Raw genomic sequence first — 26,264 nt, 5'->3', positions numbered from 1 at the left:
TCGATGCACGGTCGGCGACAGGTCGACGGTGATGTAGAGCCGCAGCCGTCGCTCGCCGTCCACCTCCCACTCGATCAGCGAGCCCATCACGTCCGGCAGCAACCGGTCGACGAGACCCGGGCCGTGCCGTACGTCATCGCCGGGTCCTTCAGCCGTCGTGTCCAGGCGCCGTACCCCAGGTGCACGCGGCTGCCCGCCGGCCCGAAGGCGGGATCGGTGAGAAGGGTGAACGCGCCGAGCCGGAGCAGGGTGGTGGCGTTGCCGATGAAGGTCACGGAGGCGGCCGGTGTCATGTGGCGCGGCTACCCGCCGGCGGCGCGGCGAAACGCGGTCGTCCGGCCCCTCCCCCGGTCCCGGTCGAACCGCCGCACGGCCCGGTCGACGACATGCTCCGGCCGGCCCACTCCGGTGATCCGGCCATCCGGCGATTGAGACCCCGTCTGCTGGGCAACCGGGCCGCATGACGATCACCGCCCCGAAGTCGACCGCGCCATCCCCTGATCCGGGGTCCGCCGACGCCGCGCTCGTGGAGCTCGGCGACGCTCTGCGGACCGCCGGCTATCACTTCACGACGATCACCCCGGCCACCCACGAACGCGTGAACCGCCGTCCCGCCAGCGCCCAGGCAGCCGACCCGCGTGGCGTCTTCGGCTGGAGCCGCCCTTTCGGCCCCGGCGTGCTTCCGGACCGGCTCGTGGAGTTGATGGACGCCGCCGGTGTGCTGCGCAGATCGGGTGACCTCTGCCGCAGCCTGGTCCGCTTCTCCTCGTACGACGGTGAGATCTTCGTACACTCCGCCTTCCCGACGACGGCGCCCGACTCGGTGTTCTTCGGCCCCGACACCTACCGCATGGCGGACGCCGCCGCGGCCGCCGTCGAGGCCCGCGACCTGCCGGTGCGACGAGCGGTGGACATCGGCTGCGGCACCGGCGCGGGTGCGATCACGATCGCGAAACGGGCGCCGGACGCTGAGGTTCTCGCCGTCGACATCAACCCCACCGCCCTGCGGTTCGCCCGGCTCAACGCCGTGCTGGCCGGCACCTCGAACGTGCGGGCCCGCCACAGTGACCTGCTCGACGGTGTCGACGGCGACTTCGACCTGATCATCTCCAATCCACCGTTCATGATCGATCCGATCGGCCGGACCTACCGCGACGGCGGCCCGCACGGGCACGAGCTCTCCCTGGCGGTCGTGGACGCGGCGGCGCGACGGCTCGCCCCCGGCGGCACACTGGTGCTGTTCAGCGGCACCAGCGTCATCGACGGCCGCGATCCGTTCCGCGAAGCCGCCGAGGAGCGGCTCGACGGCACGGACCTGCGCTGGTCGTACCGGGAGGTGGACCCGGACGTCTACAGCGAGGAACTGGACGGCCCGGCCTACGCGCACGCCGAGCGCATCGCCGTCGTGGTGCTGACCGCCACCCGGGACGGCGGTTAGATGGCCATCATGACCCCGGCACAGCCAACCGCGGCCGCCGCCGCCCGGTCGCTGGACTCGTCGCTGCTCACCGTGGGCGTCGAGGAGGAGTTCCTGCTGCTCGACCCGGACAGCATGGAGAACGTCCCGGCCGCGGAGGCGGTGCTGCGGGCGCTGCCGCCGGAGGTCCGGGGGCAGAGCCGGCCGGAGTTCCGGCACAGCATGATCGAGATGGTCACCCCGGTCTGCACCAGCCTGACGGAGATCCGGCAACAGTTACAGCGCCTGCGGCGGGCCGCCGCCCATGCCGCGGACATGAACGGCACACGTCTGGTCGCGATAGGCGCCACCCCGGTCGCCGAACCCTTCCGGACCACCACCGGCAACCCGCGTTACCAGGCCATCCTCGACCACTACGGCCCGATCGTCGACGACCCCGCGGTCTGCGGGTGCCACGTCCACGTCGGCGTGCCCGATCGCGAACTGGCCGTACAAGTCTGCAACCACCTGCGCCCGTGGCTGCCGGTGGTGCAGGCGCTCACGGTGAACTCGCCGTTCCACGCCGGCCGCGACACCGGTCACGCCAGCTGGCGGGCGATGCAACTGGACCGGTGGCCGGCCCTCGGGCCATCGCCCTGGTTCGAGTCCGCCGAGGACCTCGACCGCACGGTGGATCTGCTGGTCGCCTCGGGCATCATGCTCGATGACCACCTCGTCCTCTGGCACGCCCGGCCGTCGGCCACCTACCCCACCGTCGAGGTCCGTGTCGCCGACGTCTGCCCGACCGTCGACGACGCGGTCCTGCTGACCGGTCTGGTCCGGGCACTCGTCGCCACCGCGATCGACGACATCGCCGACGGGCGTACCGCGCCGCCGATCCCCGACGGCGCGGTACGGGCGGCCCACTGGAACGCCGCCCACCAGGGCCTCGGCGGCACCCTGCTCGACCTGCGCCGCAACCGGGCCCGGCCGGCATGGGAACTCGTCGACGAACTCGCCGCCACGGTCACCGCGGCGTTGTCCCGCAACGGCGACCTACCGGAGGTCGAGACACGGCTGGCCGGGCTGCGGGCGCACGGCACCGGTGCGGACCGGCAACGCCGGCGGTTCCAGCGAACCGGCGACCTGCGCGCGGTACTGGCCGGCCTGGCCCGCCAGACGGCGCACGGGTGAGCCCGTCCCGCACCGGCGTCACGCGACGGCGCCGCGGCCGGGTTCGATCGGCCGGCCGCAGGGCGTACGCGGGCCGAAACGGAGACGAGGGTGGACGTCAAGGTGATCGAGATCCCGGCGAGCGACGTCCGGGCGGCGTTTATCGAGCGCCCGGGCGGGAAGCCTGGCGACATGAAACTCCCTTCCCCCCGAGGTTCCGTCTCGGCCGCGCTGATCGACACGCTCGCTGGGAGAAGGACGACATTGCCGCACACGCCGGTGCCGGACGACGACGAGGATCTGCATCTGGCGCTGTTCGTCTGCTACGAGCTGGCGTATCGCGGCTGGGACGGGGTGGACGACCGGTGGGAGTGGGATCCCGGCCTGCTGCGGGCACGCCGCGCGCTGGAGGACCACTTCGAGACCGCGCTGCACGCGCTCGCCGGTCCGCCCGAGCCGGTCGACGCGAGCGCCGTGCCGCACCGGCTGATCGAACTGGCGACCGCGGACGACGGACCGTCACTGTCCGGCTATCTGCGCGGCCGGGCCACCCATGAGCAGTTCCGCGAGTTCGTCACGCACCGCTCCGTGTACCACCTGCGCGAGGCCGATCCGCACACCTTCACCATTCCGCGCCTGGCCGGCCGCGCCAAGGCGGCGCTCATCGAGATCCAGTTCGACGAGTACGGCGGCGGCGCCCTCCCGAAGATGCATCAGGAGATGTTCAAGCGCACGATGCGCTGGTTCGGCCTCGACCTGACCTACGGGGCGTATGTCGACGACGTCGGCGCGGCGACGCTGGCCACGAACAACGTGATGTCGCTGTTCGCGCTGCACCGCCGCAACCGCGCCGCTCTGCTGGGTCACCTCGCCGCGTACGAGATGACCTCCTCGATACCCAACCGCGCCTACGCCAACGGGCTGCGGCGGCTCGGCGGCGACGCGAGCGCCACGGCGTTCTACGACGAGCACGTGGAGGCGGACGCCGTGCACGAGCAGATCGCCGCCCACGACATGTGCGGCTCCTTCGCCGCGGCCGAGCCCGAGCTGGCCGGCGACCTGCTGTACGGCGCCCGCTGTGCCCTGGCGCTCGACGCGCGCTGGGCCGGCGCCGTGCTCGCCGCCTGGGAGGCGGACCGGTCGTCGCTACGCGACGGCGCCTCCCTCGGTTCTCCCCGCGCCGGCGTGGCGTGACGGATTCAGCGACCGCCGGCGCGTCGGCTCCGCTGTCGCCGGACACCCCTACCAGCCCGGGCCGTACGGGCTGGCGATCTTCGTCAACGCCGGCGAGGTCGTGATGCTGGAGAGCCTGTTTGTCCGTCGTGGCCGTCGACCTCGCGGAGGCCGTGGAACTGGAGCACGGCATCGGCGCTGTGCTGCGGTACGCGGACGCGAGCACCGCGGCGTCCTGACGTCTGCGGCGTGGAAGGCTGCATCGGTACGGCGTGGGCCCGGTCAGATGACATCCGCGAAAGAGGCGATCAGATGCAGTACGCACGACTGGGCCGTACCGGGCTCCGGGTGAGCCGGATCGGGCTGGGTTGCATGAGTTACGGCGACCCGGGAGCGGGGATGCACGAGTGGACGCTGGACGAGGACGCCGCGGCGGTGTTCTTCCGGCAGGCCGTCGAGTCGGGTGTCACGTTCTGGGACACCGCGAACGTGTACCAAGGGGGGACCTCGGAGGAGTTCGTCGGCCGGGCGATCGACCGGTTCTCCCGGCGGGAGGACATCGTGCTGGCCACCAAGGTCAGCGGGCGGATGCACGACGGCCCCGGCGGCAGCGGCCTGTCCCGCAAGGCGGTCCTCGAACAGGCCGACGCCTCGCTGCGGCGGCTCGGCACCGACTACATCGACGTGTACTACGTGCACCGCTTCGATCCCGAGACGCCGGTCGAGGAGACCATGGCCGCCCTGCACACCCTGGTCCAGGCGGGCAAGGTGCGCTACCTCGGCGCCTCGTCGATGTGGACGTGGCAGTTCGCCAAGATGCAGCACACCGCCGTCGTCAACGGATGGACCACGTTCTCGGCGATGCAGGACCAGTACAACGTGCTCAAGCGGGAGGAGGAGCGCGACATGCTTCCCCTCTGCCTCGACCAGGGCGTCGGCCTGACTCCGTACTCGCCGCTGGCGAAGGGCCGCGCGACCCGGCCCTGGGGCGAACAGACCGCGCGCTCGTCCGCCGACACCGTCGCCAGGTCCTTCGACCGGGACGCCGACAAGCCGGTGGTGGACGCCGTCCAGGCGGTCGCCGGGGCCCGCGGCGTTCCGATGGCTCAAGTGGCCCTGGCGTGGGTGCTCTCCAAACCGGTGGTGTCCTGCCCGATCGTGGGCGCCACCAAGGCACACCATCTGGCCGATGCTGTCGCGGCCCTGGAGCTCGCTCTCACCGACGCCGAGATCGCCGCGCTGGAGCAGCCCTATCGTCCACAGGACAACTACTGGTGGTGACCACCTGCTCAGACGGCGCGGACGCCCCGGTCCACTCGTACCTCCCCGGTCCGGGGCGTCCACGCCGAAAGCTGCCCTGGGGAGATCATGTTCTGTGGCCTTGCCCCATAAGTTACTGACGAGTAACGTCTGGCGCGTGCCCATCCGCGAGCGGCGACGAGGGCTGGGGCGGCCCGGCAGCGGCGACGAGCCGCGGCCGCGAACCCCGCGATCCCTGATCTCCGCCCCACTGAGGAGCCTTCTGTGCCCACGCTCGATCGTCAGAACGACGTCTTCATCCTCGATCTCGGAGACGGTGAGAACCGGTTCCACCCCGACTGGATCGCCTCGGTGCACACCGCACTGGACGAGGTCGAGAAGGCGTCCGAGGCACGTGCCCTGGTGACCGCCGCGACCGGGAAGTTCTTCTCCAACGGCCTGGACCTGGACTGGCTCGGCGCCCACAGCGATCAGTACGACTCGTACGTGAACAGCGTCCACGACCTGTTCGCCCGGGTTCTGGCGCTGCCGCTGGTCACCGTGGCGGCCCTGCAGGGGCACACCTTCGCGGCCGGCGCGATGCTGTCGCTGGCACACGACTTCCGGGTGATGCGCGCCGACCGGGGCTACTGGTGCCTGCCGGAGGCGGACCTCGGCATCCCGTTCACCCGGGGCATGTCCGCGCTCATCCAGGCCCGGCTGACGCCGCAGGCCGCGCACCAGGCGATGATCTCGGCCCGCCGCTATTCCGGCGTCGACGCGGCCGCCGCCGCCATCGTCGACCACGCGGTCGCCGAAGACGCGGTGCGCTCCACCGCCGTCGAACTCGCGGCCTCACAGACCGGCAAGGCCGGCCCCGCGCTCGGCACGATCAAGGCCCGCATGTACGCCTCCGTCCTGCACATCCTGCGCGACACGTTCAACCCCCTGGCCTGAGGCGCGACCCGTCTCCCCGTGCGCACGTGGGCGACGGCCGGACGGCGGCCCACTGAGCGAACCGTCGCCGCGACCCCCTCTCGAGACATCGATGACACGCGCGGCCGACGGCAGGGCGGCAGGCCGCCGGGGCCACCCCACTGCCGCAGGCCCGGTCACCGGACGGGGTCCGGCGATCGGGCCTGTGCTCAGGACAACACCGACAGACTCACCGTGACACCCGCGATCAGTGACACGGCCAGCGCACACACCTGCACGAGGCGCCGGAAACGGATCATGATCAGCGAGATCCAGCCCGGTTCTCGGGAGTTGCCGTCCGGCTGGTCCGGCCGGCGGGGCACCAACAGGATCGCGGCGGCGATCGGCAGGCAGAATCCCGCCGCGTAACCGATGCCCTGCCACCACGGCGCCACGTTCAGCAGTCCCAGGCCGATCAGCCCCCAGGTCGCCGACGAGACCCGGAACGTCGTCACCGCGAGCCCGGTGTCGAGGCCCCAGATCAGTGCTCCCCGGGTGTCGCCGTATTTGAAGACCAGGTTCTTCGGGGTCTGCCGCCGCCGGGTGATCGAGCACATGTCGTGCCTGCGCAGGGCGACGACGTCGAGCGCCACCAGGGCCACGCAGATCAGCAGCGCCACGACGAGCCGGATCCGCATCGGCACGAAGTCGATGCCGAAGGACCTGCCTGCGAGTCCGGCCACCGCGAACAGCAGGACCGCGGACGCGGTGAACCCCGCGCACAGCGCGCCGGTGGCGCGGCCGGCGTTACGCAGCCGATGGAGAAGTGACGTGTCCCCCTGAACCAGAGGGATTGGCGTGTCACCGACCGCCAGCGGCCGCAACATGCCAACGAAGGACACACCTCAAGGACTGAACAACTGGGCGAACCCCGCGGTCGCGGCCAGCAGGACCGTGACCGGGATGAGGAGCTCGGCTGCGGTCGTCACGCAGCGCCGGCCGGCTCGCTGTCGACCGGCTGCCCGACGACCGGCTGCATGCCGGAGGCTCCGGAGCTGCGGTGCGCCCGGACGGTGCTGAGGATGTCGGTCAGCTGCCGGGTCGACGGCACGGTGCTGGCCCGGGTCATCCGGCCGTTCTCGATCACGATGGCCGCCGGCGTGACTCTGATGCCGACCCCGGAGCTGATGTCGCCGGTTTCGTCGATGACGGTCCGCGCGGGATCCAGCCGGTAGGTCAGGGCGAGCTCGCTCGCGCCGTCCACCCCGGTCCCCGGCTCGACGATGAGGTACAGGTCCTCGTTGACGGCGCCGTCGAGCGACCCGGCGAGGGCCCGGCAGGTGCCGCACCGGTCGGACAGCAGCAGGACCACGGCGCGGACCGTGGTGTCCAGCTCCGCCGGCAGCCCCGCCTTGCTGGGCGTCCGGTTCTTCGGCAGGTCGAGCGGCACGGGCCGGTCCACCAGTCCGCCGAACTCCCGTAGTTGCTCGATGGTTCGGTACATCTCCACCTGTGATCCGAGCAGCAGGAGCGTGAGCACTCCCAGCAGGATCACGGCGGCCGACAGGGCGATGGTCATTGCTTACCCCCGATTAGGTGCAGGCCCTGGACCATGTCGGGCTTCAGCGTGGAAGCCTCCTCGATGGCCTTGCGGTGGGCAGAGTCGTCACGCCATGCCCGGATCACCTTGACGGCATGCAGCCCGGCCGATGCCGTCACCACCAGCGCCAGAACCTGCAGGCCCTGCGACGCCGGCCACGGCACCGGCATCTGATGAATGAGAACGGCCGCCGCGATCCACAACGGCAGCAGGGCGACCTGACGCCAGCCGAGGAGGGCGTTGGTCGCCGCGCCCAGGCAGGAGCAGGCGACCGGATGGTCGGCCCGCAGGCTCAGCAGTCCGGCGGCCGCGAAACAGAGGCCGAGGACCGCGACGCCGGCGGCCGGCCAGGACGCCGCGGGCGCGAGGATCAGGCCGGCGGCGATGGCGAGTTCGGCCGAGGGCACGGCTATCCGCAGGAAGGCCTGCGGATAGCCGGTGATCCCCAGCCCTGTGAGTGTGCCGGCGAACGAGGCGCCGGACCGGAACTTCTCCGTCCCGCCGACGATCAGCACCCCGGCGATCACACTGGCGACGAGAGCCGAAAGAACAGTCACGAAAGGAGCCTCTCGTCAATCAGCAGGCGTTGTCGTCCCACCAGGTCGAGCAGGCGAAAGACGTGCCCTCCCAGCAGGTTCCGCTGCCCTTCTGGCACTCGCCGCACCCGATCGGGCGGACACCGGCGGTGCACCACCAGTAGCGCTTGTAGTAGCCACTCGGACAGGTGTAGTTGTGGCAGCGCCCACTGCACCTGGTGTTGCTGGCCAGCGAACAGCAGGGCGACGCCAGGCCGGCGGAAGCGGGCTCCGCCGTCTGGAACACCCCGGCCAGACCGCCGACGAGGGCCATGCCGCCGACGCTGAGGAATGTCAGGACACCGCGGCGGCCGGCCGTGGCCGGGCCGTCCACGCTCATCTTCTGATCGTGGTCGCCGGCCCTCTTGTGGGCACGTTGGATCATCAGGCTCATTCTCGGTCCTCGCGCAGAAAGGAGAGTCAGGAGTTTTGCGGTACGACGGCGAAGCTCGAAACCGGCTTCAGGCCCATGACCGAAAGCGATTCACCGGAGTCATTGTCGACGCAGAACGCGACGTTCTCCTCCACGGCCGCGCTGCTTGCCGCGGCGATGTCCTCCGAGACGGAGACCTTGCGACCACCGATGCGGGCCGACGAGCGGCCGGAGCCCTCGAGGCGACCCCGGACCGGCTTGACCAGCGGGTTGACAGTGTCGTCCGGCGCCAGCACGACGCGGTCGCCGGCGCGCAGCCGCCAGCCGGCCGGAAAGCCGGAGACCGGCGCGGTCGTGGTCGCGACCACGGCGCCGGCGGCCGACAGCACCTCGACCTGGGCCGAGTCGCCGACATGGCTGACCACCCGGGCGATCCGTGCTCCGCCGGGTGACGATTTCGGCGCGGCCTGGGCTGCCGCGCCCTCTGCCAGGGCGACGGTGGCGCCGGTCGCCGCCGCTGCGGCAGCACCTGTCACCACCGCTCGCCTGGAGAACTTACGTCGGAAAACCATCGTGAGTTGGCCCCGTCCTATATAGACGTTGATGGCCCCCAAACTTCCACGCGCCACCGGTGAAGTCAACGTTGACAATCGATTTGAGTCGATACTGCATGCCCCTGACCTGCGGGGACATCGGCAGTGCCGCGCTAGGCGCGTACGCCGAACGATCGACGTCGACCTCGCCTCCGCCGGCATCTTTCAAGATGAACGAGTGCGGAGCCAGACCCGATGACCGGATATGACCGACCTGGTCGGTTCACGGCTTCTTCGGCGCCACCTGACGTTCCCGAGGTGCGGCGTGGACAGCTTCGCGGTCCCGCCGCCGGCGCCCGCCGGGAGCCCGGTTTCCTCGATTCGTAAGAACCTCCGGCGCTCCAGCGATCTACGGTTGCCGCATGACGAGACTCGGCCTGTGGGCGGTTGTGGCGGCGTGGGCGCTGGCGGCGTGCGGGAGCGGCGCTGAGCCGCCGGCCGCCCCGCCTCCCCCGCCGGCCACGGCGACGCCGACGACGGCCACGAGCGCCGCCGCGCCACCGGCTTCCTCCGCTGCCGCCACGTCCGCTCAGCAGACCCCGGCCGCGCTTCGCTTCACCGGTACGACCCTGACCGGCTCCGCGTTCGACGGCGCCAGCCTGACCGGCCGGCCCGTGGTCTTCTGGTTCTGGGCGCCCTGGTGCCCCAAGTGCCAGGCCGAAGGTCCCGCCGTCGCGAAGATCGCGGAGAAGTACCGGGACCGCGTCGCCGTCGTAGGTGTCGCCGGCCTCGATCGCAGCACGCAGAAGATGACCGAGTTCGTCGACCGCACCGGCACCTCGAAACTGCCGCAGCTCAACGACACCAGCGGGGCGCTCTACAAGCACTTCCGGGTCACCAGCCAGTCGTCGTACCTGTTCGTGGATCCGGCCGGCGGCACCGAGTCGGCGACCGGGCCCCTCGACGAGGACGAGCTGTCCTCGCTGATCGAACGCCACCTGCTCTAGATGGACGACCTCACCTTCGCGCTCGCGGCCGGCCTGCTGGCCGCGTTCAACCCGTGTGGCTTCGCGCTGCTCCCCTCGTTCCTGCTGCTACTGGTGTCCGGCCCCGGTGGAGTCCTGCGCGCGTTGCGGCTCTCCGCCGCCATGACCGCCGGCTTCGTCACCGTCTTCGGCGTCGCGGGCGTTCTCATCGGGGTGGTCACCGCCCCGATCCAGCAGCACCTGCCGTGGTTCACCGTGGTCGTCGGCGTCGTCCTGGTCCTTCTCGGCGCCTGGCTGCTGTCCGGCCGCGAACTACAGGTGCCGCTCCCCCGGCTCAAGGCCGGCGGCCCCAGCGGGTCGCTGCTGGGCTTGTACGGCTACGGCGCCTCGTACGCGGTCGCGTCGTTGTCCTGCACCATCGCGCCGTTCCTGGCCGTCACCGGCCTGGTCTCCGGCGGCGGTGACGTGCTGGCCGGCTTGGCCGCCTTCCTCGCCTACGGGCTGGGGATGGGACTCGTCGTCGGTCTGCTGGCCCTGCTCGTCGCGTTCGCGCAGGACACCGTCGTGCGCCGTACCCGCGCCGTGTTGCCCTTCGTCTCGCGGGCCAGCGGCGCTCTGCTCGTGCTCGCCGGCCTCTACGTCGCCTACTACGGCTGGTACGAGCTGCGCGTCAACGCCGGCGGCAGCGCCGACGACCCCGTCGTCGGCGCGGTCACCGAACTGCCCGGCATGATCTCGAACCGGCTCGACGCCATCGGCGCCGGGTGGGTCGCCGCAGCGTTCGCGCTGACCGCCGCGGCGGCCCTGCTGGCACGGGCCCGGCGTGGCAGGAGCACCGGCGAGCCGCTCGGGCGGGCCGGCGGAGAGGGCGAACCCGGCGACCGGCGGTCATCGCGCGGGTGACGGACAGAACTCCGTGACCGCGGCTGACCGCACCGCCGCCGGCGGCATCAGCGCCTCGGCGATGAGGCGTCACGCCGATGCCGCCGGCCGGTGTCAGCCGGTCAGCGCGGGACAGGCCCGCTGCAGAGCCAGCCACACACGGTCGGGTGCGCGAAACCGTGGCCCGGACCGGTACGCCTCGGCGATCGCGGTGGCCAGGTCCAGTTCGCGCGCCGCCGCGGTGACGGTGCCGGCGGGGATCGGTGCGGTGGCGCCGGGCAGGACGCTGAAGACCGGCCGGCGCGGATCGAGGATGCCGTAGGCGATGCTGGAGTCGATCTGGCGGTCGCAGCGGCACGGATGTTCCGCGCGAACCAGTCCGCACCGGTCGGCGATGATGCCCCGCATGATGGTGCGAGCGCGGGCCAGCCGCTGACGGAACGCCTCCCGGCTGACGTCCAGCGCCTGTGCCCCGTCGACGTCGGACAGGCCGACGAGATCACCGAGCAGGTACGCCAGCCGCAGCGGCCGGGACAGGGCCAGCAGCATGCCGTAGGTGCAGGCGAGCCGCACTTCCCCGGCGAGCAGCCGGTACTCGGCCTCGTCGTGGTGGTCGGTTCGCTGCGGCGCCATGTTGCGGTCGAGCCAGTCGGCGAATGGCTCGGGACCGGCGACGCTGACCTCCACCGGGCCGCGCACCGTGCGCAGCAGGTGGCGGGAGGCGATCGTGTACACCCACGTGGTCAGTTTCGACCGGCCCTTGAACTCGGCGAGATGGGTGATGACCAGGATCAGGATCTCCTGGGTGGCGTCGGCCGCGGCCTCCGGGTCGGACGAGAACCGCAACGCCAGCCGGTAGACCAGGTCCTGCAACTCCCGGCACAGTTCCTCCAGTGCCCGGGCGTTCCCGGCGACGGCCCGGCGGGCCAGACCCTCGAGGTCCGGCCCGCCGCCGTCCGCCTCGATCTCAGGCGGCACGGTCACCCGCGAACAGGATCTCGCCGTGTTCCATGGACACGACCTCCTTGATGAACGCGAACGCGGACCGACACTCCGGCACGTCACCGATCGTCGCCGCCGCCGCGTCGGCGTCCGCCCGGCTGGCCCAGATCACCACGTCGAGCCAGGTCCGCTCGTCCAGCCGGACGAGCCGGAGCGACTCGAAGCCCGAGAACCGCTCCCGCAGCGCCGCCAGCATGGCGGGCCGGGCGGCGAGCATCGCCGCCACGTCCCGCGGATCCACCGTGAACCGGGCCAGTTCCATCGCCATCATCGTCAGTTCCTCTCCATCACCGGACGGTCCGGGTGACAGTGATGAGAGACGTCCCGTCGTCCTGCTGTGACATCACATCACCATGACGCGGGTCACAGTCCTGGCGTGTGCGCGGTTCGGGTCGAACCGGCCGTTCTCCAGGGCGGCCACGGCGCCGGTCCAGCGCTCGCGGAACATCCGGTCGTGCGACACCACCACCACGGCGCCCGGATAGTCGGCCAGCGCCTGCTCCAACTGCTCCACCAGCACCAGCGACAGGTGGTTGGTGGGCTCGTCGAGCAGCAGCACGTCGGCTTCACCGGCCAGCAGCCGGGCCAGCGCCAGACGGCGGCGCTGCCCGACCGACAACGCGCCCACCGGTTTCCCGAAGTCCCCGGTGCGGAACAGGCCCAGCGACTCCAGCCGCTCGGCATGCTCCTCGCGGGCGCCGGCACGGCCCGCCGCGAACGCGGACAGCAGGCTCCGCGCCGGGTCACCGGCCGATGTCTCCTGCGGCAGATAGCCGCAGACACCCCGGCGCTCCACCGCGCCCTCGTCCGGTGTCAGCACGCCGGCCAGCACGTCGAGCAGCGTCGACTTGCCGGCGCCGTTCGGCCCGGTGATCAGGACCCGCTCGCCGGCGGCGACGGTCAACTCCGGCGCCCGTAGCCGGCCGGCTACGCACAGGTCGTACGCCGCGAGGACCGTGCCCTCACGAGCCGCCGCGTTCAGCGGCGCGTGCAGGCGCAACGGGTCCGGCGGACGGGGCACCGGCTCGGCGTGCAGCCGGTCGAGCCGTTCGGCCGCGCTCCGCACCCGGGTGGAGATGGACGCCTGGACCCGGCGGCCGTCGCCGTTGTACTTGCACTTGTTGTGGTCCTTGATCGCCCGGCCGGGCGCCACCCGGTACGCCGTCGTCGCGCCCCACTCGGTCCAGTGGTCGATCTCGGCGGTCCATGCGGCGTACGCCTGCTCCCACCGTTGCCGCGCGGCCCGCTTCTCGGCGAGGTACCCGGTGTAGCCGTTGCCGTAGCGCGCCACCGTGGCCCGGTCCCCGTCCACCTCCAGGATCGCGGTGGCCACCCGCTGCAGCAGCAACCGGTCGTGGGTCACCACCACCAGCGTGCCCCGGTGCCGGCGCAGCCTGCCCTCCAGCCACGTCAGCGCCGCCTCGTCCAGGTGGTTGGTGGGCTCGTCGAGCAGCAGCAGCTCGGGCTCCGCGGAGAGCACACCGGCCAGCGCGAGCCGGGCCCGCTGTCCACCGGAGAGGGTGCCGAGCCGGCGTTCCGGCGTCAGCTCACCGATGCCCAGCACCGACATCGCGGCCCAGGCCCGCGCGTCGGCCTGGTAGCCGCCGCGCAATTCAAAAACGGTCAGCATCTGCCCGTACGCGGCCAGCGCCCCGGCATCGGCGGCGCCGAGCCGCTGCTCGGCCTCGGTGATGCGCCGCTGGAGGTCGCGCAGATCCGCCAGGGCGGCGTCGAGGGCGTCGCCGACGGTGGCGGTGTCCGGCAGGTCGAGCACCTGGCCGAGGTAGCCGATCCCGCCGTCGGCGGTGACCACGATCTCGCCCTCGTCCGGCGTCTCCTGCCCGGCCATCAGCCGCAGCAGGGTCGACTTCCCGGCGCCGTTCTCACCGACGACGGCGGCTCGTTCGCCGTCGCGTACCGTGCCGGAGACCGCATGGAGCACCCGACCGTGGGCATAGCCCTTGCTCACCGAGCGCAGGGCGAGTTGGGTAGACATGAGACTCTCCTCTCCGGCGATCAAGCCCGGACACGGCCGTCGAGCAGGGCCAGTTCAGAGCCCTGCCAGCCACGGCGCAGCCAGCGGTCGTGGGAGGCGACGACGACGCCGCCCGGTGCGCTGCGCAGTGCTTCCTCCAACTCCTCCACCAGGCGCAGCGACAGGTGGTTGGTCGGTTCGTCGAGCAGCAGGACGTCCGGCGGCCGGGCCACCAGCACGGCCAGCGCCACCCGGCGGCGCTGGCCGGTGGAGAGCTGCCCGACCGGCCGTTCCGTGTCGCGGCCGCTCAGCAGTCCGAGCCGGGACAGCGGCACGGCCGGATCCTCACCGGCCGCCTCGGTGTAGTACGAGCGGGCGGACCGCTCCGGGTCCGGGAATTCCACGTCCTGCTCCAGCAGCGCGACACGCAGCCCCGCCGACCGGTAGGCCGCCCCGGAATCCGGTTCCAGCCGGCCGGCCAGCACGCGCAGCAGCGTGGACTTGCCCGCCCCGTTCGGTCCGGTGACCAGCAGCCGGTCCTTGGTCGTGACGGTCAGGTCGCCGATTGCCAGACGGCCGCCGACCCGGACCTGCCGCAACGACACGCTGCCCTCCCGCGGCCCGGTCCCGGTCAGCGCGGCGGTGAAGCCGAGCTGGGCCGGTGGGCGCCGCACCTGACTGGCGGTGAGCTCGTCCAGGCGCTGCTGGGCGTTGCGTACCCGCCGCGATATCTGCTTCTGGACCCGGCCGCCGTGCCGGTCGTACCCCACCTTGTTGTTGTCCTTCATGGATCGCGCGTGGTTCACCTCGTGCGCGGTGGTCGTCACCGCCTGGCGCAGCTCCTTGAGCTCCTTCTGCTCGGTGTCGTACTGCTGCTCCCAGCGCGCCCGCTCGGTGCGCTTGACACCCAGATAGTCGGAGTAGGCGCCGCCGTAACGGGTGACGCCGCCCCGGGACGGGTCGAGGTCGACGATGTCGGTGCAGACCGCGTCGAGGAACGCGCGGTCGTGCGACGCCACCACCACCGCACCCGGAAGGCCTGCGAGCCGGCCCTCCAGGAATGTGACGGCCTCGTCGTCGAGATGGTTGGTCGGCTCGTCGAGCAGCATCGCCCGCGGCTGACGGATCAGCAGCGCGGCCAGGCCGAGCCGGGTGCGCTGCCCGCCGGAGAGCGACCCGATCGGGCGGCCGGCGTCCACAGCGGACAGGCCCAGGCCGTCGAGCACCATCTTGGCCCGGTGATCGGCGTCCCAGAGGTCGTGATCCTGGGCCCATCCGAGCAGATCGCCGTACTCGGCCAGGGCCGACTCGTCCTCGGGCCGCACGGCCAGGGTCTCCCCCAGTTCGTCGAGCCGCTCGCGAACCCGGTGGAACTCCGCGAGAGCGTCGTCGACGACGGCGCTGACCGGGGCGTCACCCGGAAACGGAAGCTCCTGCCGGAGGAACTCGGTGTCGGCCGGGCGTCGCAGGTCACCACCGTCCGGCTCCTCCACACCGGAGAGCAGGCGCAGCAGGGTCGACTTGCCGATCCCGTTCTCACCGACCAGGCCCAGCCGCTGGCCGGGCCCCGCGGAGAGCGAGACGCCGTCGAGAACGATGCGGTCGCCGTAAACCTTGACCAGGTCACGGGCATGCAGAACAGAAACGTTGGACACAGGCGCACCAATCGCCGAATCTCGCCGAATCAGGAAAGGGAATCGACTGCCCGCCGGGGCCTCAACATCCACAAGAAAGTGGGCGGCCACAGCAGCGGGGTGGTGTGTGTCAGTAGATCACCGAGCCAGACTTACATGAATCGGACGTCTCGTCAACCCGTGCTCTCTCAGCGACCGGAACGGGAACCCGTCCGTTCCACCCTGTCGACAACCGCCGGCTCCCTGCTGCTCCCACTGGTGGTGCGGGTAACGGTCGGCCACCGGCCGCCCGCCCGCGCGTCTTCAAGAGCACCGGCATGGCCCGGCAGGACCTCGCCGTGGCCGCCGCCGTCCACGAGAGCTGACCCGGCCCGGCTGGCGCACCGGCGGCGCTGAGGAACCTAGCCGGCGACGACGGCCGGCGCCGAGGGCTGGGGCAGCCGGGCCGCGGGGAACCCGCGGACGAGGACGAACAGTCCGAACACGACCTCGAACAGGCCACCCGGCACGGCCAGCACCAGACCGACCCGGTAGCCGGCCACCTCCAGGACGGCCCCCACGGCGAAGATCGCATACCCGGCCGCTCCCCAGGTGGCCAGCGGCCGGGGAACGAGCCGCGCACGTCGCAGCGTGCGGCAGAACACCACACCCGCGACCGCCACCGTGACCATCGCCAACTGGTAGCTGTACCGGTTCGCCTCCACGGCGACGCGACCCAGCGACGACAGGACAACCCCGGCATCGGCGCCGGCCTGCCCGTGCTCCCGCGACAGCGGGATGAGCAGCAGCAGGAACAGCACTCCCACGGCGAGCAACACCGCCTCGACCACCCTGCCGGCCAGGTAGGCGTGCGCGGAGACCTCACCGTGCGGCCGCAGGACGGGCAACGCCAGCACGCCGATGGTCAGCACGATCGCGCAGTTCAGCGCCATCAGCAGTGCGCCCGCAGCCACCCGGCCCGGGTGGTCCGCCACACGTGTCAGCGCGCCGTCGGCACCGGCGACGGAGTCGACCAGTGCCCCGCCGGTGATGTAGACGACGAACGCGGCCAGGAACAGGCCGCCGACGATGCGGCCGGCCAGTTGAGTCGACATGAGATCTCCCCTCGGTCGAGGACGGCGCGCCGCTGCACCGTACTAAGTACGGGAACGGTATCGTACAAAGTACGAAGCCACCAGCAGCCGAGGGAGAAGCAGGTGCCGAGATCGGTCAGCGGCGTCGGGGATCGACCCCCACTGAGCCGCGAACAGGTGCTGCGCGCCGCGATGGCGGTCGCCGACGCCGGCGGCCTGGCATCGCTGACGATCCGCTCGCTGGCCACCGCGCTGGGCGTCAAGCCGATGTCGGTCTACCACTACGTGGCGAACAAGGACGAGATTCTCGACGGCGTCGTGGACCTCGTCTTCAGTGAGATGGACCTGCCCCGCCCCGGGCAGGAGTGGCGCTCGGCCATGCGCCTGCGCGCCACCTCGGCACGTGCGGTGCTCCGGCGCCACCCCTGGGCGATCGGCCTGCTGGAGTCGCGGACCACACCGGGACCCGCGACTCTGCGCCAGCACGACGCCATCATCGGCGTGCTGCGCCGGTCCGGGTTCTCGGTCCCTCTGACCGCGCACGCCTACACGCTGCTCGACAGCTACGTCTACGGGTTCGCCGTGCAGGAGGCCGCGCTGCCGTTCGACGACCCGGACACCGCCGCCGAGGTGGCCGGCGAGATGCTACGGCAACTGCCCGCCGACGAGTACCCGCACCTGGCCGAGATGGCCACCGAGCACATCCTGCGGCCCGGGTACGACTTCGGCGACGAGTTCGGGTTCGGCCTCGAAGTGATTCTCGACGCCCTCGCCGCCCGGCTGCCCGGCCCCGGCGGACCGCAGTGACCGTTGCCGCGCGACGGCGGCTACGGGCTCACCCGTCGCCTGGGGAAGCCGCGAGCACGTCCGACGAGGGCTCGGCGGGCCGGGCCGGGCTGTCCAGATCAGACTGGTACAGCCGGTAACAGTCGCGGCCGGCCGCCTTGGCACGGTACAGCGCCATGTCGGCGTCGTGCAGGAGCTGGTCGGCATTGGAACGGTCGCCGACGGCGATGCCGATGCTCGCGCTGATCCGCACCGGCTCCGGCGCGGCGTCGAGCTGGAAGGGCTGGCGCAGCGCGTGCAGTAATCGCCCGGCGACGATGTCCAGCGCGTTGTCCTGTGACAGCCCGTCGAGGAGCACGACGAACTCATCACCGCCCATGCGGCCCACGGTGTCGGTACGGCGCAGACAGTCGTTGAGGCGCCCGGAGACCAGGCGCAGCAGTTGGTCGCCCGCCGCGTGCCCGAGCGTGTCGTTGACCTGCTTGAACCCGTCGAGATCCAAGTGCAGGCAGGCGCCGGGAGTGCCGGTTCGCCGCCCCCGGGCCAGGAGCTGCTCGATACGGTCCATCACCAGCGCCCGGTTCGGCAGCCCGGTCAGCACGTCGTGCAGCGCCATGGCCCGGATCTGCCGGAACGCCACCACGGCCCGTATCACCACCACCAACAGGGTCAGGGCGGCGAAGACGATCGGCACCGGCGAGATCCGGACCCGCGTGGCGATGATCAGCAGCGCCAGCGAGGACAGCGCGAACACGATCGGCAGCCCGATCGGCACCCATTCGCTTCTCCGCTCGGTCGCATGCCGGTGTTCGCGCCATGCGGCGACAGCGATCAACGTCACCGCGATCGGGTACGCGATGTCCAAGGGATCACCCGGGTGGAAGGCGTTGCGCGAGGCGGCGGCGATGTACGCGCCGTCGAAGCCGGCGAACAGCCCCAGGCTCGCCAGCAGCACGCTCAGTTCCCGCCGAGTCGCCCGGTCGCCGACGATGAGCAGGCACAACGCCATCCCGAGCAGCGCCGCGTCACCGACCGGGTACCCGAAAGCGGCGACCGTGGCCACCAGCGAACCGGTCGGCGGCGACAGGTAGAAGACCTCGATCACCAGCGCGGACCAGCAGGCCGCCGCCCCGAGGCCGGCCGATGCCCCGTCGAGCAGCACCTGGGTGCGCGAGCGGAGCAACTGGACGTGGATCAGGGCGATCATGCCGCCGCACGCCAGCGGATAGAACGTCAGCCAGAACACTTCACCCAGGGACGGAAACGGCAGCGGAGTGATGCCGTGGGTCAACGACCAGGAGTAGATGATCCCGCAGGTGTAGCTGGCCAGTCCGGCGGCGAACATCGACCACGTCAACCGCTGCTCCCGTACGAGCACCGCACGCAACGCCGTGGCGAGAGTCGCCAGCACGTACACGAATATGATCATGCCGCCGGTGACCCACCAGGGCAGTTCCCGCCGTATGACGGGTATCCGCGTCAGCAGCAGGACGGCGATGGTCAGCGCCATGCAGCCGAACAGGAACAACACGAACTTCGGCGACGGGTAGACGGACCGGCCGCCGCCGGTCGCGGCAGGGACGACGTCGGGGGCGCGGTCGGATGTCCGCCGCCCAAATGTGGAGCCAGCACGCGACGCGCCCATGTCAGGGACCCCCCGGTCGACCGTCCAGGAAATCCTAGGAGGTCGCCTGCGGGCCCGGACGAGAATCACACAACCCGGGCTGGTGAGCGGCACACCGGCGACGATGTGCCGGTCCGCGATCGGTATCGCTGAAACGTTCATTCGTGCTTCGTTTCGACCGATCGGGTAACTGTGGCTTCGCTGACGATGATGCCGGCCCGGGGGCGGATGTGGCTGCGCGCGGGCTTCGGCGTGGGCGTCGTGCTGCTGGTCGCGCAGTTCCTGACGATCATGCCGGCGGTACGTTCGTGGGTGAGCGGGCATTCCTGGGCCGATGACATCCTCCAGGACGCGGTCTACCTGCTGGCCGCGGCACTGGTGCTGACCCGGGCGGTGGTGGTGCGCCAGGACCGTGGCGCCTGGCTGCTGATGGCCGCCGGGCTGAGTTTCTACGCCGCCGGCACGGTCTACTGGATCGCGGTCGTCGTCAAGCAGGATCCGCCGCCGTACCCCTCGGCATCCGACGTGATGTGGCTGATGTACTACCCGTTCGCCTACGCCGCGGTGTCGCGCCTGCTCCGGGCACGCCAGTCTCGTATCAGCCTGTCCGCCTGGCTGGACGGCCTCATCGCCGCGGCCTGCGCGGCGGCGGTCGCCTCGATGGTGTTCCTGACCGGCTTCACCTGGGGCGGATCAGGATGGTCGGTGGTGGTGAGCCTGGCCTATCCGATCGCGGACATCGTGCTGGCCGGTGTTCTGCTCGGCGCATGGGCGCTCAGCGGGTGGCGTCTGGAACGGCTGTGGATACTGCTGCTGGCCGGCATGGGCCTCAACACCGTGGCCAACGGCATCCACATGTGGGAGACCACGACCGGGATGTCCATACCGGGCCACTGGACGGACACGCTGTGGACTGTCGCGCTGGCCGTCATCGTCGCGGCCGCCTGGCAGAGCCCACAGCCGACGTCCGAGCGGCTTCCCGCCCGGGCGCTGGTCGGGGTGGCGCTGCCCGCGGTGCTGGCGTGCGTGTCGATGGCCCTGCTGCTGGCCGGCAGTTGGCGCTACGACGGGCTGCCGCGGGCCAGCAGCGCGCTCGCCGCCGCCGCGATCACGGCGGCGATCGTACGCATGCTGCTGACCGTCCGGGCGGTGGAGGCCCTCGCCGACGCCCGCCGGCAGGCTCGCACCGACGATCTGACCGGGCTGCCCAACCGCCGGCTGTTCCAGGAGACCCTCGACCGGGACCTGCACGACCGTGACGCGCGGGCCCCGCTGGCCGTGGCGATCATCGACCTGGACCGGTTCAAGGAGATCAACGACAGCTTCGGCCACCAGCTCGGCGACCGGCTGCTGCAACTGGTCGCCGCCCGGCTGGCCTGCGCGGTCGGCACCGACGGCGTCCTGGCCCGCCTCGGCGGGGACGAGTTCGGCGTGATTCTGCCCGGCGCCGGAGCGGAGCGCGCCCAGGAGATCGCCGCCCGGCTGCTCGCCGCGCTGCGGCTTTCCTTCGATCTGGAACAGATCGCTCTGCACGTCGATGCCAGCGTCGGCGTGGCGTTCTTCCCCGACCACGGCGCCGACTGCGTCATGCTGATGCGTCATGCCGACAGCGCGATGTACATCGCCAAGGACGACCACATCGGGGTGGCCGTGGCCAGCACGGTCACCGACCTCGACGACGGCCGGCGCCGGCTGGCCACGCTGGAGGAGCTGCGCGCCGGCCTGGATCGCGGTGAGCTGATCCTGCACTACCAGCCACAGCTGAATCTCACCGCCGACGCCGTGACGGGGGTGGAGGCCCTCGTGCGCTGGAACCACCCCGAGCGGGGGCTGGTCTACCCCGACGTGTTCCTGCCCCTCGCCGAGCGCGCCGGTTTGATGGGCCGGCTGACCTCACAGGTGCTGGAGATGGCCATCGAGCAGTGCCGTGCCTGGCGCGCCGACGGTCTCAAGCTCGCCGTCGCGGTGAACCTGTCCGCCTCCAACCTGCAGGACACCGCGCTGCCCGGTTATGTCGCCGACGTGCTGTCCCGCCACGGCGTGCCGTCGGCCGCCCTGCATCTGGAGGTCACCGAGGAGATCCTGATGCGGGACGCCGCCCGCGCGACGGACGTCCTGGCCGAGCTGCGCGCCATGGGTGTCCGGCTGGCCGTGGACGACTACGGCACGGGCTATTCGAGCCTGGCATATCTGCATGCCCTGCCGGTCGACGACCTGAAGCTCGACCGCGCGTTCGTGGCCCACTGCGACACCGACCCGCGCAGCGCCGCCATCGTGAAGAGCACGGTCGAGCTCGCTCACAACCTCGGCATGCGCATGATCGCCGAGGGCGTGGAGAACGGGGCCGCGCTGGAGCTCCTGCGGCAGTGGGACTGCGATCTCGTCCAGGGCTACCACCTCAGCCGCCCGCAGCCACCGGACCGCCTCGCCGCCTGGCTCCGGCAGCGGCAGCCTCCCACGCAGCCGGATCACGGCGCGCGGAAGCCGGCCATCGCCGACCGGTGACCGGTGACCGAGATCCTCGGGTTCGCGTCTCCGCACACCGGAGATGGGGCCTCAGGTCGGGGCCATCATGGTCAGGAGCGCGTCAGGAACCGGCGGATGGCCGCCAGCCAGTCGGAGGGATTGTCGAAATGTGCCATGTGGCCCGCGTCGGGCACTTCGACGAGCGTGCTGGCCGGCAGCGCGGCGTGCAGACGGCGGGCCGTCCCGACCGGAAAGCTCATCTCTTTCGCGCCGTGCAGGATCAGCACCGGCCGGCCCCACTCCCGCAATACCGCGGCGGCGTCGTCAGGCCCGCCCGGCAGCAGCGATCCGCTGGCGTACGGCCGGTTGTAGTCGCTGCTGAAGCGGACTCGTCCGAGGACTTGCCGCCAGGCGTCGAGCCGGTCGAGTCGCCACACCTGCAGGGGCGCGTGCGCGTGGGCCATCGCCCGGCTCAGTGCCCCGTCAGGCGCGGCCGGACCGGTCAGCAGCGGGTCGTCGAAGCTGATGTCGGCGCACAGCTCGCGGCGCTGCCGGTACTCGGCGGAGCCGTGCAGTTCACCGTCGAAGTCGCCGTACGCGGTGGTCGAAGCCAGCACCAGACGGCGTACGACGCCGGGCTGCTGCTGTACCAGGCGCATGGCGATCCGGCCGCCGAAGGAGAAGCCGAGCACGTCGGCGGGCCCGGCCGTCACGGCGCGGATGAGCGCGGCGACGTCGTCGGCGAGCAGGTCGGGCTGCAGGTGGCTCTCCGGAAGGTCCCCGATCGGAGGCGTGCGGTGGCTGCGCCCGCAGCCGCGCAGGTCGAACACGACCACGTGTGCCACGTCGACGAGGTCGGCGATGGCCGGCAGCAGATAACTGTGGTCCCAGGTCGGGCCGCCGTGGATCACCACCAGCACGGGCAGCGCGCGATCACCGAAGCGACGCACGAACAGGTCGACGCCGTTGAGTCGTACGACGGCGCCCTCGTCGGTGACGTCGTCCAGCGGTGTGGCATTCACCGTCATGATCCTTGCAGATCCGGCTCGGGAACACGGACTCCGCAACACCGCGGCGGTGGAGCGCCCCGCACCCGTGCCGGGGCGCAACCAGGCGGCATCCGGCGCGCACCCTCCCTGCCCCGGCGTTCCGCGACTCTGAGCACATGACCCGGAGGATGCGGGCGCTGCGGGCGTCACTGACCACGGTGCGGGCGCCACGGCTACCCGGCTGGTGCTGGTATCTCTGCGGTGGCGCGGCACTGATCTGCGGGTACTTTCTGCTGAAGGCCGCACAGGCCGGTGGAGTCGTCCAGGTGCTGCTGTACGGCGCCGTCAGCCTGTCGGCGCCGGTCGCCGTCCTCGTCGGCGTCCGTGCGCACCGCCCTCGGCACCGCCTCCCGTGGTATCTGGCGGCCGCCGGTCAGACCGCGTACGGGATCGGCGACGTCGCGTTCTATCTCCAGCGGGTGGTGCCGGGCCTGCACGCCGACCCGATCCCCGACGCGTGCTATCTGGCGTCGTACCCGCTGATGGCGACGGGTCTGCTGCTGTTCATCCGGCGGCGCACGCCCGGCCTCGACCTGGCCAGCCTCATCGACACCGCCATCGTGGGCATGGGCGCGGGCCTGGTCATGTGGGTGTACCTGCTGGCGCCGCGGCTCGTCGCCACGACGCAGCCCTGGCCGGTCACGGTGGCCTACGCCGGCGCGGATCTGCTGCTGGGCACGCTCGGGATCCGGATGGCGCTGGGCTGCACCGACGTCACCCCCGCGCACCGGCTGCTGTACGGGTGGGTCGGCGGCCTGTTCACCGCCGACATGACCTACGGGTATCTCCAGCTGAGCGGCGGCTACCAGCCCGGCGGGGTGCTGGAGCTGCTGTGGCCGGCCTCGGCCCTGGCCCTCGGCGCCGCGGCGTTGCATCCGAGCATGCGCGTGCTGGACGAGTCGGCGCCGGTGCCGGAGCCGACGGTCCGGCTCGGCCGGCTCAGCGCGCTCACTCTGACCTGTCTCACCGCGCCCGCGCTGCTGTACCTGGAGTACCTGCACCGCGCACCGTTGAACGTGCCGTTGATCGCGGCTGCCAGCGCCGGCCTGTTCCTGCTGGCGATGGCCCGGATGAAGGTGCTCGCCGACGCGCAACGCCACGCCGCGATCACCGATCCGCTGACCGGGCTGCGCACCCGCCGCTTCCTGCGGGAGGCGATGCTCCGTCACACCGGCCAGGACACCGGCCTGCTGCTGCTCGACGCGGACCACTTCAAGAAGATCAATGACACGTACGGGCACTCGGCCGGGGACGAGGTGCTCGTCGAGTTGGCCCGGCGGATGCTGGCGGCGGTCCGGCCGGGTGACGTCGTCGCCCGGTACGGCGGTGAGGAGTTCGCCGTGCTGCTGCCCCGCACGGGGCTCGCCGAGATCGCCGCGGTGGCGGAGCGGATCAGGCAGAGCGTGGCCGCCACCCCGGTCCCGGTGACCGGCGGATCGTTGCCGGTCACGATATCGGTCGGTGGGGCGGCGCTTCGCCCCGGACAGAGCTTCGACGAGCTCGTCACGGAGGCCGACCGGGCGCTGTACTCGGCGAAGGAGGCCGGGCGTAACCGGGTGGTCACCCCAGCGCCGGCGACACCCCACCCGGCCGACCTGCGCGCCGCGTGAGCTTCGAATTCGCCGAGTTTGACTGCACGAATGTGTTATCAGTCATGAGCTCCAAAAGTCCCGCGAGCCCGAAGTCGTGCGGCGAGCCAGAAATGCGTACACATTTACGTTTGCCTCTTGAATAACCTCGAAATCATCTGGCAATCTCACCTTCATCGATGCGTACCGTTTCCCGCACGTGACCCGCGGGAGTCGCGTGAACCGGTTCAGTCCCGGTCGCGTGGGGAGCTGCCACGGCGGGGCCGGCCGACGCCGGACGAGAGCCCGAAGGAGTAGCGCTATGCCAAGGCAAGGATTCCGCTTCGGCCCGATCGTGGTCGCGACACTGGTCGCCCTGTCGGCGGCCGGCATGGCGGTGAGCGCGGGCATGAGCGGCACCGCTTCGGCCGCGGACGTCGCCGCCGCCGCGCCGACCTCGGGATGCGGCAAGACACCGACCTTGCGCAGCGGCACGCACACCATGCAGAGCAACGGCAAGAGCCGCAGCTTCATCCTGCGGATTCCCGGCAACTACCAGAACACCAATCCCCACCGGCTGATCTTCGCGTTCCACTGGCGGGGCGGCACCGCCGGCGAGATCGATTCCGGCGGGACCAGCGGCGCCGCATGGTCCTACTACGGACAGGCGGAACAGTCGAACAACACTGCCATCCTGGTGGCGCCCCAGGGCCTCGGCAACGGCTGGGGCAACTCCGGCGGCGAGGACGTCACCTTCGTCGACGACATGATCAGACGGATCGAGGCGGACCTCTGCGTCGACACCACGCAGCGCTTCGCCACGGGGTTCAGCTGGGGCGGCGGCATGAGCTACGCACTCGCGTGCGCCCGGCCGACCGTCTTCCGTGCCGTCGCCGTCATCGCCGGCGCACAGATCAGCGGATGCAGCGGCGGCACCCAGCCCATCGCGTACTTCGGACTCCACGGCATCAGCGACAACGTGCTCAACATCGCCCAGGGGCGGTCCCTGCGGGACACGTTCGTCAGGAACAACGGCTGCGCCTCGCAGCGCCCACCGGAGCCGGCGGCCGGCAGCCGCACCCACGTTACGACCACCTATGCCGGGTGCCGGGCCGGCTATCCGGTGCAGTGGGCCGCGTTCGACAACGGCCACATGCCCGGCCCGGTGGACGGGACCTATGCCGAAAGCGGCGTCACCACCTGGACCAAGAAGGAGATCTGGCGGTTCTTCGCGCAGTTCCAGACCACCCCGCCGTCCCCCTCCCCCTCGGCGCCGCCGTCCTCGACGCCGCCGACCGGTGACGCCAGTTGCTCGGCGTCGGTGTCGCTGAACTCGTGGAACGGCGGGTTCGTGGCCACGGTACGGGTGACCGCCGGCCCCGGCGGCACCAACGGATGGACTGTCAGCATGTCCCTGCCGGGCGGCGCCGCCGTCACCAACACGTGGGGCGCCTCGGCCAGCGGCAACAGCGGCGCCGTCCAGTTCTCCAACGTCGCCTACAACGGCCGGCTCAGCGCGGGCCAGGTCGCCGAGTTCGGCTTCCAGGGCACCGGCAGCGGCTCCGGCATGACCCCCGCCTGCGCCGCCACCTGATTCGCGACCGGCACGGGAAGCTGATCACGCGGCAGATGGGGTCCGGTCGTCATGGGCCGGGCCCCACTCGTGGTCCTTCATCCGGTAGACGACGCTGTGCCGCAGCGGTCCGGGGGGCATGCTCAGGTCGTCGAAGTCCTCACCCGGATCGTGGGTCATGCCGAGCCGGCGCATCAGGGCCCGGGAGCGCTCGTTGCCGGCCACCGAGATCGCCAGGATCTCCGGCAACCGCAGAGCCCCGAAACCGTGAGCCAGCACAGCGCGGGCCGCTTCGGTCGCGTATCCGCGGCCCCACGACGTGCGGGCGAGCCGCCACCCGGCCTCGACGCCGCTCACCGGAGCCTCCTCGTCGACCGGATCGAGTCCGGCCATACCGATGAACTCGCCGGTCGCGGCCACCTCGACCGCCCACCATCCCCAGCCACGCTGGACCAGCTCGTCGCGGAAGTACTCCAGGCTGGCGGCGGCCTGATCGCGGGTCAGCAGGTCCGGCCAGAACTCGCGGACCTGCGGGTCGGCGTTCATCGCCGCCCAGGCGTCCAGATCGCTGTCGCGCCACTGCCGCAGCCGCAGCCGCTCAGTGGTCAACTCGGTGAACTGCTCAGTCGTCATCGTCGCCCCGTCTTCGGTCCCGCTGTGACGACGTTC

At 71.3% G+C, this 26,264-nt stretch carries 25 protein-coding genes; 11 read left to right on the top strand and 14 right to left on the bottom strand.

Annotated features, from left to right (window positions below):
* Nucleotides 1-86: 86 nt before the first annotated feature.
* Nucleotides 87-293 carry a hypothetical protein gene (locus QLQ12_RS32695; protein WP_282764432.1) on the bottom strand — a complete coding sequence of 69 codons (207 nt, stop codon included), beginning with the start codon at nucleotides 291-293 and terminating at the stop codon, nucleotides 87-89.
* 167 nt (nucleotides 294-460) lie between these two features.
* Between QLQ12_RS32695 and QLQ12_RS32690 the strand changes: the two genes are divergently transcribed.
* From QLQ12_RS32690 to QLQ12_RS32670, 5 genes are all read left to right on the top strand, one after another.
* A complete protein-coding gene (locus tag QLQ12_RS32690) occupies nucleotides 461-1,438 on the top strand; it encodes a class I SAM-dependent methyltransferase (RefSeq protein ID WP_282764430.1) in 978 nt (325 codons plus the stop codon).
* Nucleotides 1,439-1,447: 9 nt separating this feature from the next.
* Nucleotides 1,448-2,590 (top strand): carboxylate-amine ligase, encoded by a 1,143-nt coding sequence (locus tag QLQ12_RS32685; protein WP_282764427.1) that lies wholly within the window; start codon nucleotides 1,448-1,450, stop codon nucleotides 2,588-2,590.
* Between the two features lie 171 nt (nucleotides 2,591-2,761).
* A complete protein-coding gene (locus QLQ12_RS32680) occupies nucleotides 2,762-3,763 on the top strand; it encodes an iron-containing redox enzyme family protein (protein ID WP_282764619.1) in 1,002 nt (333 codons plus the stop codon).
* A gap of 291 nt (nucleotides 3,764-4,054) precedes the next feature.
* Nucleotides 4,055-5,023 carry an aldo/keto reductase gene (locus QLQ12_RS32675; protein WP_282764425.1) on the top strand — a complete coding sequence of 323 codons (969 nt, stop codon included), beginning with the start codon at nucleotides 4,055-4,057 and terminating at the stop codon, nucleotides 5,021-5,023.
* Nucleotides 5,024-5,266: 243 nt separating this feature from the next.
* Nucleotides 5,267-5,938, top strand: a complete 672-nt coding sequence (locus tag QLQ12_RS32670) for an enoyl-CoA hydratase-related protein (protein WP_282764423.1) — start codon at nucleotides 5,267-5,269, stop codon at nucleotides 5,936-5,938.
* A gap of 188 nt (nucleotides 5,939-6,126) precedes the next feature.
* Here the strand turns inward: QLQ12_RS32670 and QLQ12_RS32665 are convergent, their stop codons facing one another.
* From QLQ12_RS32665 to QLQ12_RS32645, 5 genes are all read right to left on the bottom strand, one after another.
* Nucleotides 6,127-6,783, bottom strand: coding sequence for a hypothetical protein (locus tag QLQ12_RS32665; protein ID WP_282764421.1), 657 nt, complete (start codon nucleotides 6,781-6,783; stop codon nucleotides 6,127-6,129).
* Nucleotides 6,784-6,881: 98 nt separating this feature from the next.
* Nucleotides 6,882-7,475: a thioredoxin domain-containing protein gene (locus tag QLQ12_RS32660; RefSeq protein ID WP_282764419.1), complete on the bottom strand. Its 594-nt coding sequence runs from the start codon at nucleotides 7,473-7,475 to the stop codon at nucleotides 6,882-6,884.
* On the bottom strand, nucleotides 7,472-8,053 hold the full coding sequence (locus QLQ12_RS32655) for a MauE/DoxX family redox-associated membrane protein (protein ID WP_282764417.1): 582 nt from the start codon (nucleotides 8,051-8,053) through the stop codon (nucleotides 7,472-7,474). Before QLQ12_RS32655 ends, QLQ12_RS32660 begins: the two co-directional genes overlap by 4 nt.
* A 19-nt stretch (nucleotides 8,054-8,072) precedes the next feature.
* Entirely contained in the window at nucleotides 8,073-8,456 is a 384-nt protein-coding gene (locus tag QLQ12_RS32650; RefSeq protein ID WP_282764415.1) for a hypothetical protein, read from the bottom strand.
* A gap of 35 nt (nucleotides 8,457-8,491) precedes the next feature.
* A complete protein-coding gene (locus QLQ12_RS32645; RefSeq protein WP_282764413.1) occupies nucleotides 8,492-9,073 on the bottom strand; it encodes a hypothetical protein in 582 nt (193 codons plus the stop codon).
* A 326-nt stretch (nucleotides 9,074-9,399) separates the two neighbouring features.
* Here QLQ12_RS32645 and QLQ12_RS32640 point away from each other — a divergent pair, with 326 nt between their 5' ends.
* Together QLQ12_RS32640 and QLQ12_RS32635 are read left to right on the top strand one after the other, a co-directional pair.
* Entirely contained in the window at nucleotides 9,400-9,984 is a 585-nt protein-coding gene (locus QLQ12_RS32640; protein ID WP_282764411.1) for a redoxin domain-containing protein, read from the top strand.
* The gene (locus tag QLQ12_RS32635) at nucleotides 9,985-10,866 is read left to right on the top strand and encodes a cytochrome c biogenesis CcdA family protein (protein ID WP_282764409.1); all 882 of its coding nucleotides are present in this window, start codon (nucleotides 9,985-9,987) and stop codon (nucleotides 10,864-10,866) included.
* Between the two features lie 93 nt (nucleotides 10,867-10,959).
* On the opposite strand, the gene QLQ12_RS32630 is transcribed toward QLQ12_RS32635, so the two are convergent.
* The 5 genes from QLQ12_RS32630 to QLQ12_RS32610 all read right to left on the bottom strand — a co-directional run bounded on the left by QLQ12_RS32630 (nucleotide 10,960) and on the right by QLQ12_RS32610 (nucleotide 16,550).
* Nucleotides 10,960-11,829: an RNA polymerase sigma factor gene (locus QLQ12_RS32630; RefSeq protein ID WP_282764407.1), complete on the bottom strand. Its 870-nt coding sequence runs from the start codon at nucleotides 11,827-11,829 to the stop codon at nucleotides 10,960-10,962.
* Nucleotides 11,813-12,118: an antibiotic biosynthesis monooxygenase gene (locus QLQ12_RS32625; RefSeq protein ID WP_282764405.1), complete on the bottom strand. Its 306-nt coding sequence runs from the start codon at nucleotides 12,116-12,118 to the stop codon at nucleotides 11,813-11,815. The genes QLQ12_RS32630 and QLQ12_RS32625 overlap by 17 nt, the downstream gene beginning before the upstream one ends.
* Nucleotides 12,119-12,190: 72 nt before the next feature.
* The gene (locus QLQ12_RS32620; protein ID WP_282764403.1) at nucleotides 12,191-13,843 is read right to left on the bottom strand and encodes an ABC-F family ATP-binding cassette domain-containing protein; all 1,653 of its coding nucleotides are present in this window, start codon (nucleotides 13,841-13,843) and stop codon (nucleotides 12,191-12,193) included.
* 20 nt (nucleotides 13,844-13,863) lie between these two features.
* A complete protein-coding gene (locus tag QLQ12_RS32615; RefSeq protein ID WP_282764401.1) occupies nucleotides 13,864-15,477 on the bottom strand; it encodes an ABC-F family ATP-binding cassette domain-containing protein in 1,614 nt (537 codons plus the stop codon).
* A gap of 380 nt (nucleotides 15,478-15,857) precedes the next feature.
* On the bottom strand, nucleotides 15,858-16,550 hold the full coding sequence (locus QLQ12_RS32610; RefSeq protein WP_282764399.1) for a DUF4386 domain-containing protein: 693 nt from the start codon (nucleotides 16,548-16,550) through the stop codon (nucleotides 15,858-15,860).
* Nucleotides 16,551-16,652: 102 nt separating this feature from the next.
* On the opposite strand from QLQ12_RS32610, the gene QLQ12_RS32605 reads away from it, so the two are divergent.
* On the top strand, nucleotides 16,653-17,336 hold the full coding sequence (locus QLQ12_RS32605; RefSeq protein ID WP_328518330.1) for a TetR/AcrR family transcriptional regulator: 684 nt from the start codon (nucleotides 16,653-16,655) through the stop codon (nucleotides 17,334-17,336).
* Between the two features lie 28 nt (nucleotides 17,337-17,364).
* Here QLQ12_RS32605 and QLQ12_RS32600 read toward each other — a convergent pair whose 3' ends face one another.
* Nucleotides 17,365-19,101: a GGDEF domain-containing protein gene (locus tag QLQ12_RS32600; protein ID WP_282764397.1), complete on the bottom strand. Its 1,737-nt coding sequence runs from the start codon at nucleotides 19,099-19,101 to the stop codon at nucleotides 17,365-17,367.
* A gap of 30 nt (nucleotides 19,102-19,131) precedes the next feature.
* Between QLQ12_RS32600 and QLQ12_RS32595 the strand changes: the two genes are divergently transcribed.
* A complete protein-coding gene (locus QLQ12_RS32595) occupies nucleotides 19,132-21,444 on the top strand; it encodes a putative bifunctional diguanylate cyclase/phosphodiesterase (protein WP_282764395.1) in 2,313 nt (770 codons plus the stop codon).
* A 71-nt stretch (nucleotides 21,445-21,515) separates the two neighbouring features.
* Here the strand turns inward: QLQ12_RS32595 and QLQ12_RS32590 are convergent, their stop codons facing one another.
* Nucleotides 21,516-22,427 carry an alpha/beta fold hydrolase gene (locus QLQ12_RS32590; protein WP_282764393.1) on the bottom strand — a complete coding sequence of 304 codons (912 nt, stop codon included), beginning with the start codon at nucleotides 22,425-22,427 and terminating at the stop codon, nucleotides 21,516-21,518.
* 143 nt (nucleotides 22,428-22,570) lie between these two features.
* On the opposite strand from QLQ12_RS32590, the gene QLQ12_RS32585 reads away from it, so the two are divergent.
* Together QLQ12_RS32585 and QLQ12_RS32580 are read left to right on the top strand one after the other, a co-directional pair.
* Nucleotides 22,571-24,064 (top strand): GGDEF domain-containing protein, encoded by a 1,494-nt coding sequence (locus QLQ12_RS32585; protein WP_282764391.1) that lies wholly within the window; start codon nucleotides 22,571-22,573, stop codon nucleotides 24,062-24,064.
* 280 nt (nucleotides 24,065-24,344) lie between these two features.
* Entirely contained in the window at nucleotides 24,345-25,616 is a 1,272-nt protein-coding gene (locus QLQ12_RS32580; protein WP_282764389.1) for a cellulose binding domain-containing protein, read from the top strand.
* Between the two features lie 24 nt (nucleotides 25,617-25,640).
* Here the strand turns inward: QLQ12_RS32580 and QLQ12_RS32575 are convergent, their stop codons facing one another.
* Nucleotides 25,641-26,228 (bottom strand): GNAT family N-acetyltransferase, encoded by a 588-nt coding sequence (locus QLQ12_RS32575; RefSeq protein WP_282764387.1) that lies wholly within the window; start codon nucleotides 26,226-26,228, stop codon nucleotides 25,641-25,643.
* Nucleotides 26,229-26,264 lie beyond the last annotated feature (36 nt).

The sequence above is a fragment of the Actinoplanes sandaracinus genome (genome assembly GCF_030009775.1).
GTDB classification, from domain to species: domain Bacteria; phylum Actinomycetota; class Actinomycetes; order Mycobacteriales; family Micromonosporaceae; genus Actinoplanes; species Actinoplanes sandaracinus.
The sequence above is the reverse complement of the archived record's forward strand: the minus strand, read 5'-3'. Positions and strand labels throughout refer to the sequence as shown.

Coding starts and splice junctions, on each gene's coding strand:
- QLQ12_RS32695 (WP_282764432.1), bottom strand. CDS start 293: ATGACACCGGCCGCCTCCGTGACCTTCATCGGCAACGCCACCACCCTG.
- QLQ12_RS32690 (WP_282764430.1), top strand. CDS start 461: ATGACGATCACCGCCCCGAAGTCGACCGCGCCATCCCCTGATCCGGGG.
- QLQ12_RS32685 (WP_282764427.1), top strand. CDS start 1,448: ATGACCCCGGCACAGCCAACCGCGGCCGCCGCCGCCCGGTCGCTGGAC.
- QLQ12_RS32680 (WP_282764619.1), top strand. CDS start 2,762: ATGAAACTCCCTTCCCCCCGAGGTTCCGTCTCGGCCGCGCTGATCGAC.
- QLQ12_RS32675 (WP_282764425.1), top strand. CDS start 4,055: ATGCAGTACGCACGACTGGGCCGTACCGGGCTCCGGGTGAGCCGGATC.
- QLQ12_RS32665 (WP_282764421.1), bottom strand. CDS start 6,783: ATGTTGCGGCCGCTGGCGGTCGGTGACACGCCAATCCCTCTGGTTCAG.
- QLQ12_RS32660 (WP_282764419.1), bottom strand. CDS start 7,475: ATGACCATCGCCCTGTCGGCCGCCGTGATCCTGCTGGGAGTGCTCACG.
- QLQ12_RS32650 (WP_282764415.1), bottom strand. CDS start 8,456: ATGATCCAACGTGCCCACAAGAGGGCCGGCGACCACGATCAGAAGATG.
- QLQ12_RS32640 (WP_282764411.1), top strand. CDS start 9,400: ATGACGAGACTCGGCCTGTGGGCGGTTGTGGCGGCGTGGGCGCTGGCG.
- QLQ12_RS32635 (WP_282764409.1), top strand. CDS start 9,985: ATGGACGACCTCACCTTCGCGCTCGCGGCCGGCCTGCTGGCCGCGTTC.
- QLQ12_RS32625 (WP_282764405.1), bottom strand. CDS start 12,118: ATGATGGCGATGGAACTGGCCCGGTTCACGGTGGATCCGCGGGACGTG.
- QLQ12_RS32620 (WP_282764403.1), bottom strand. CDS start 13,843: ATGTCTACCCAACTCGCCCTGCGCTCGGTGAGCAAGGGCTATGCCCAC.
- QLQ12_RS32610 (WP_282764399.1), bottom strand. CDS start 16,550: ATGTCGACTCAACTGGCCGGCCGCATCGTCGGCGGCCTGTTCCTGGCC.
- QLQ12_RS32600 (WP_282764397.1), bottom strand. CDS start 19,101: ATGAACGTTTCAGCGATACCGATCGCGGACCGGCACATCGTCGCCGGT.
- QLQ12_RS32585 (WP_282764391.1), top strand. CDS start 22,571: ATGACCCGGAGGATGCGGGCGCTGCGGGCGTCACTGACCACGGTGCGG.
- QLQ12_RS32580 (WP_282764389.1), top strand. CDS start 24,345: ATGCCAAGGCAAGGATTCCGCTTCGGCCCGATCGTGGTCGCGACACTG.
- QLQ12_RS32575 (WP_282764387.1), bottom strand. CDS start 26,228: ATGACGACTGAGCAGTTCACCGAGTTGACCACTGAGCGGCTGCGGCTG.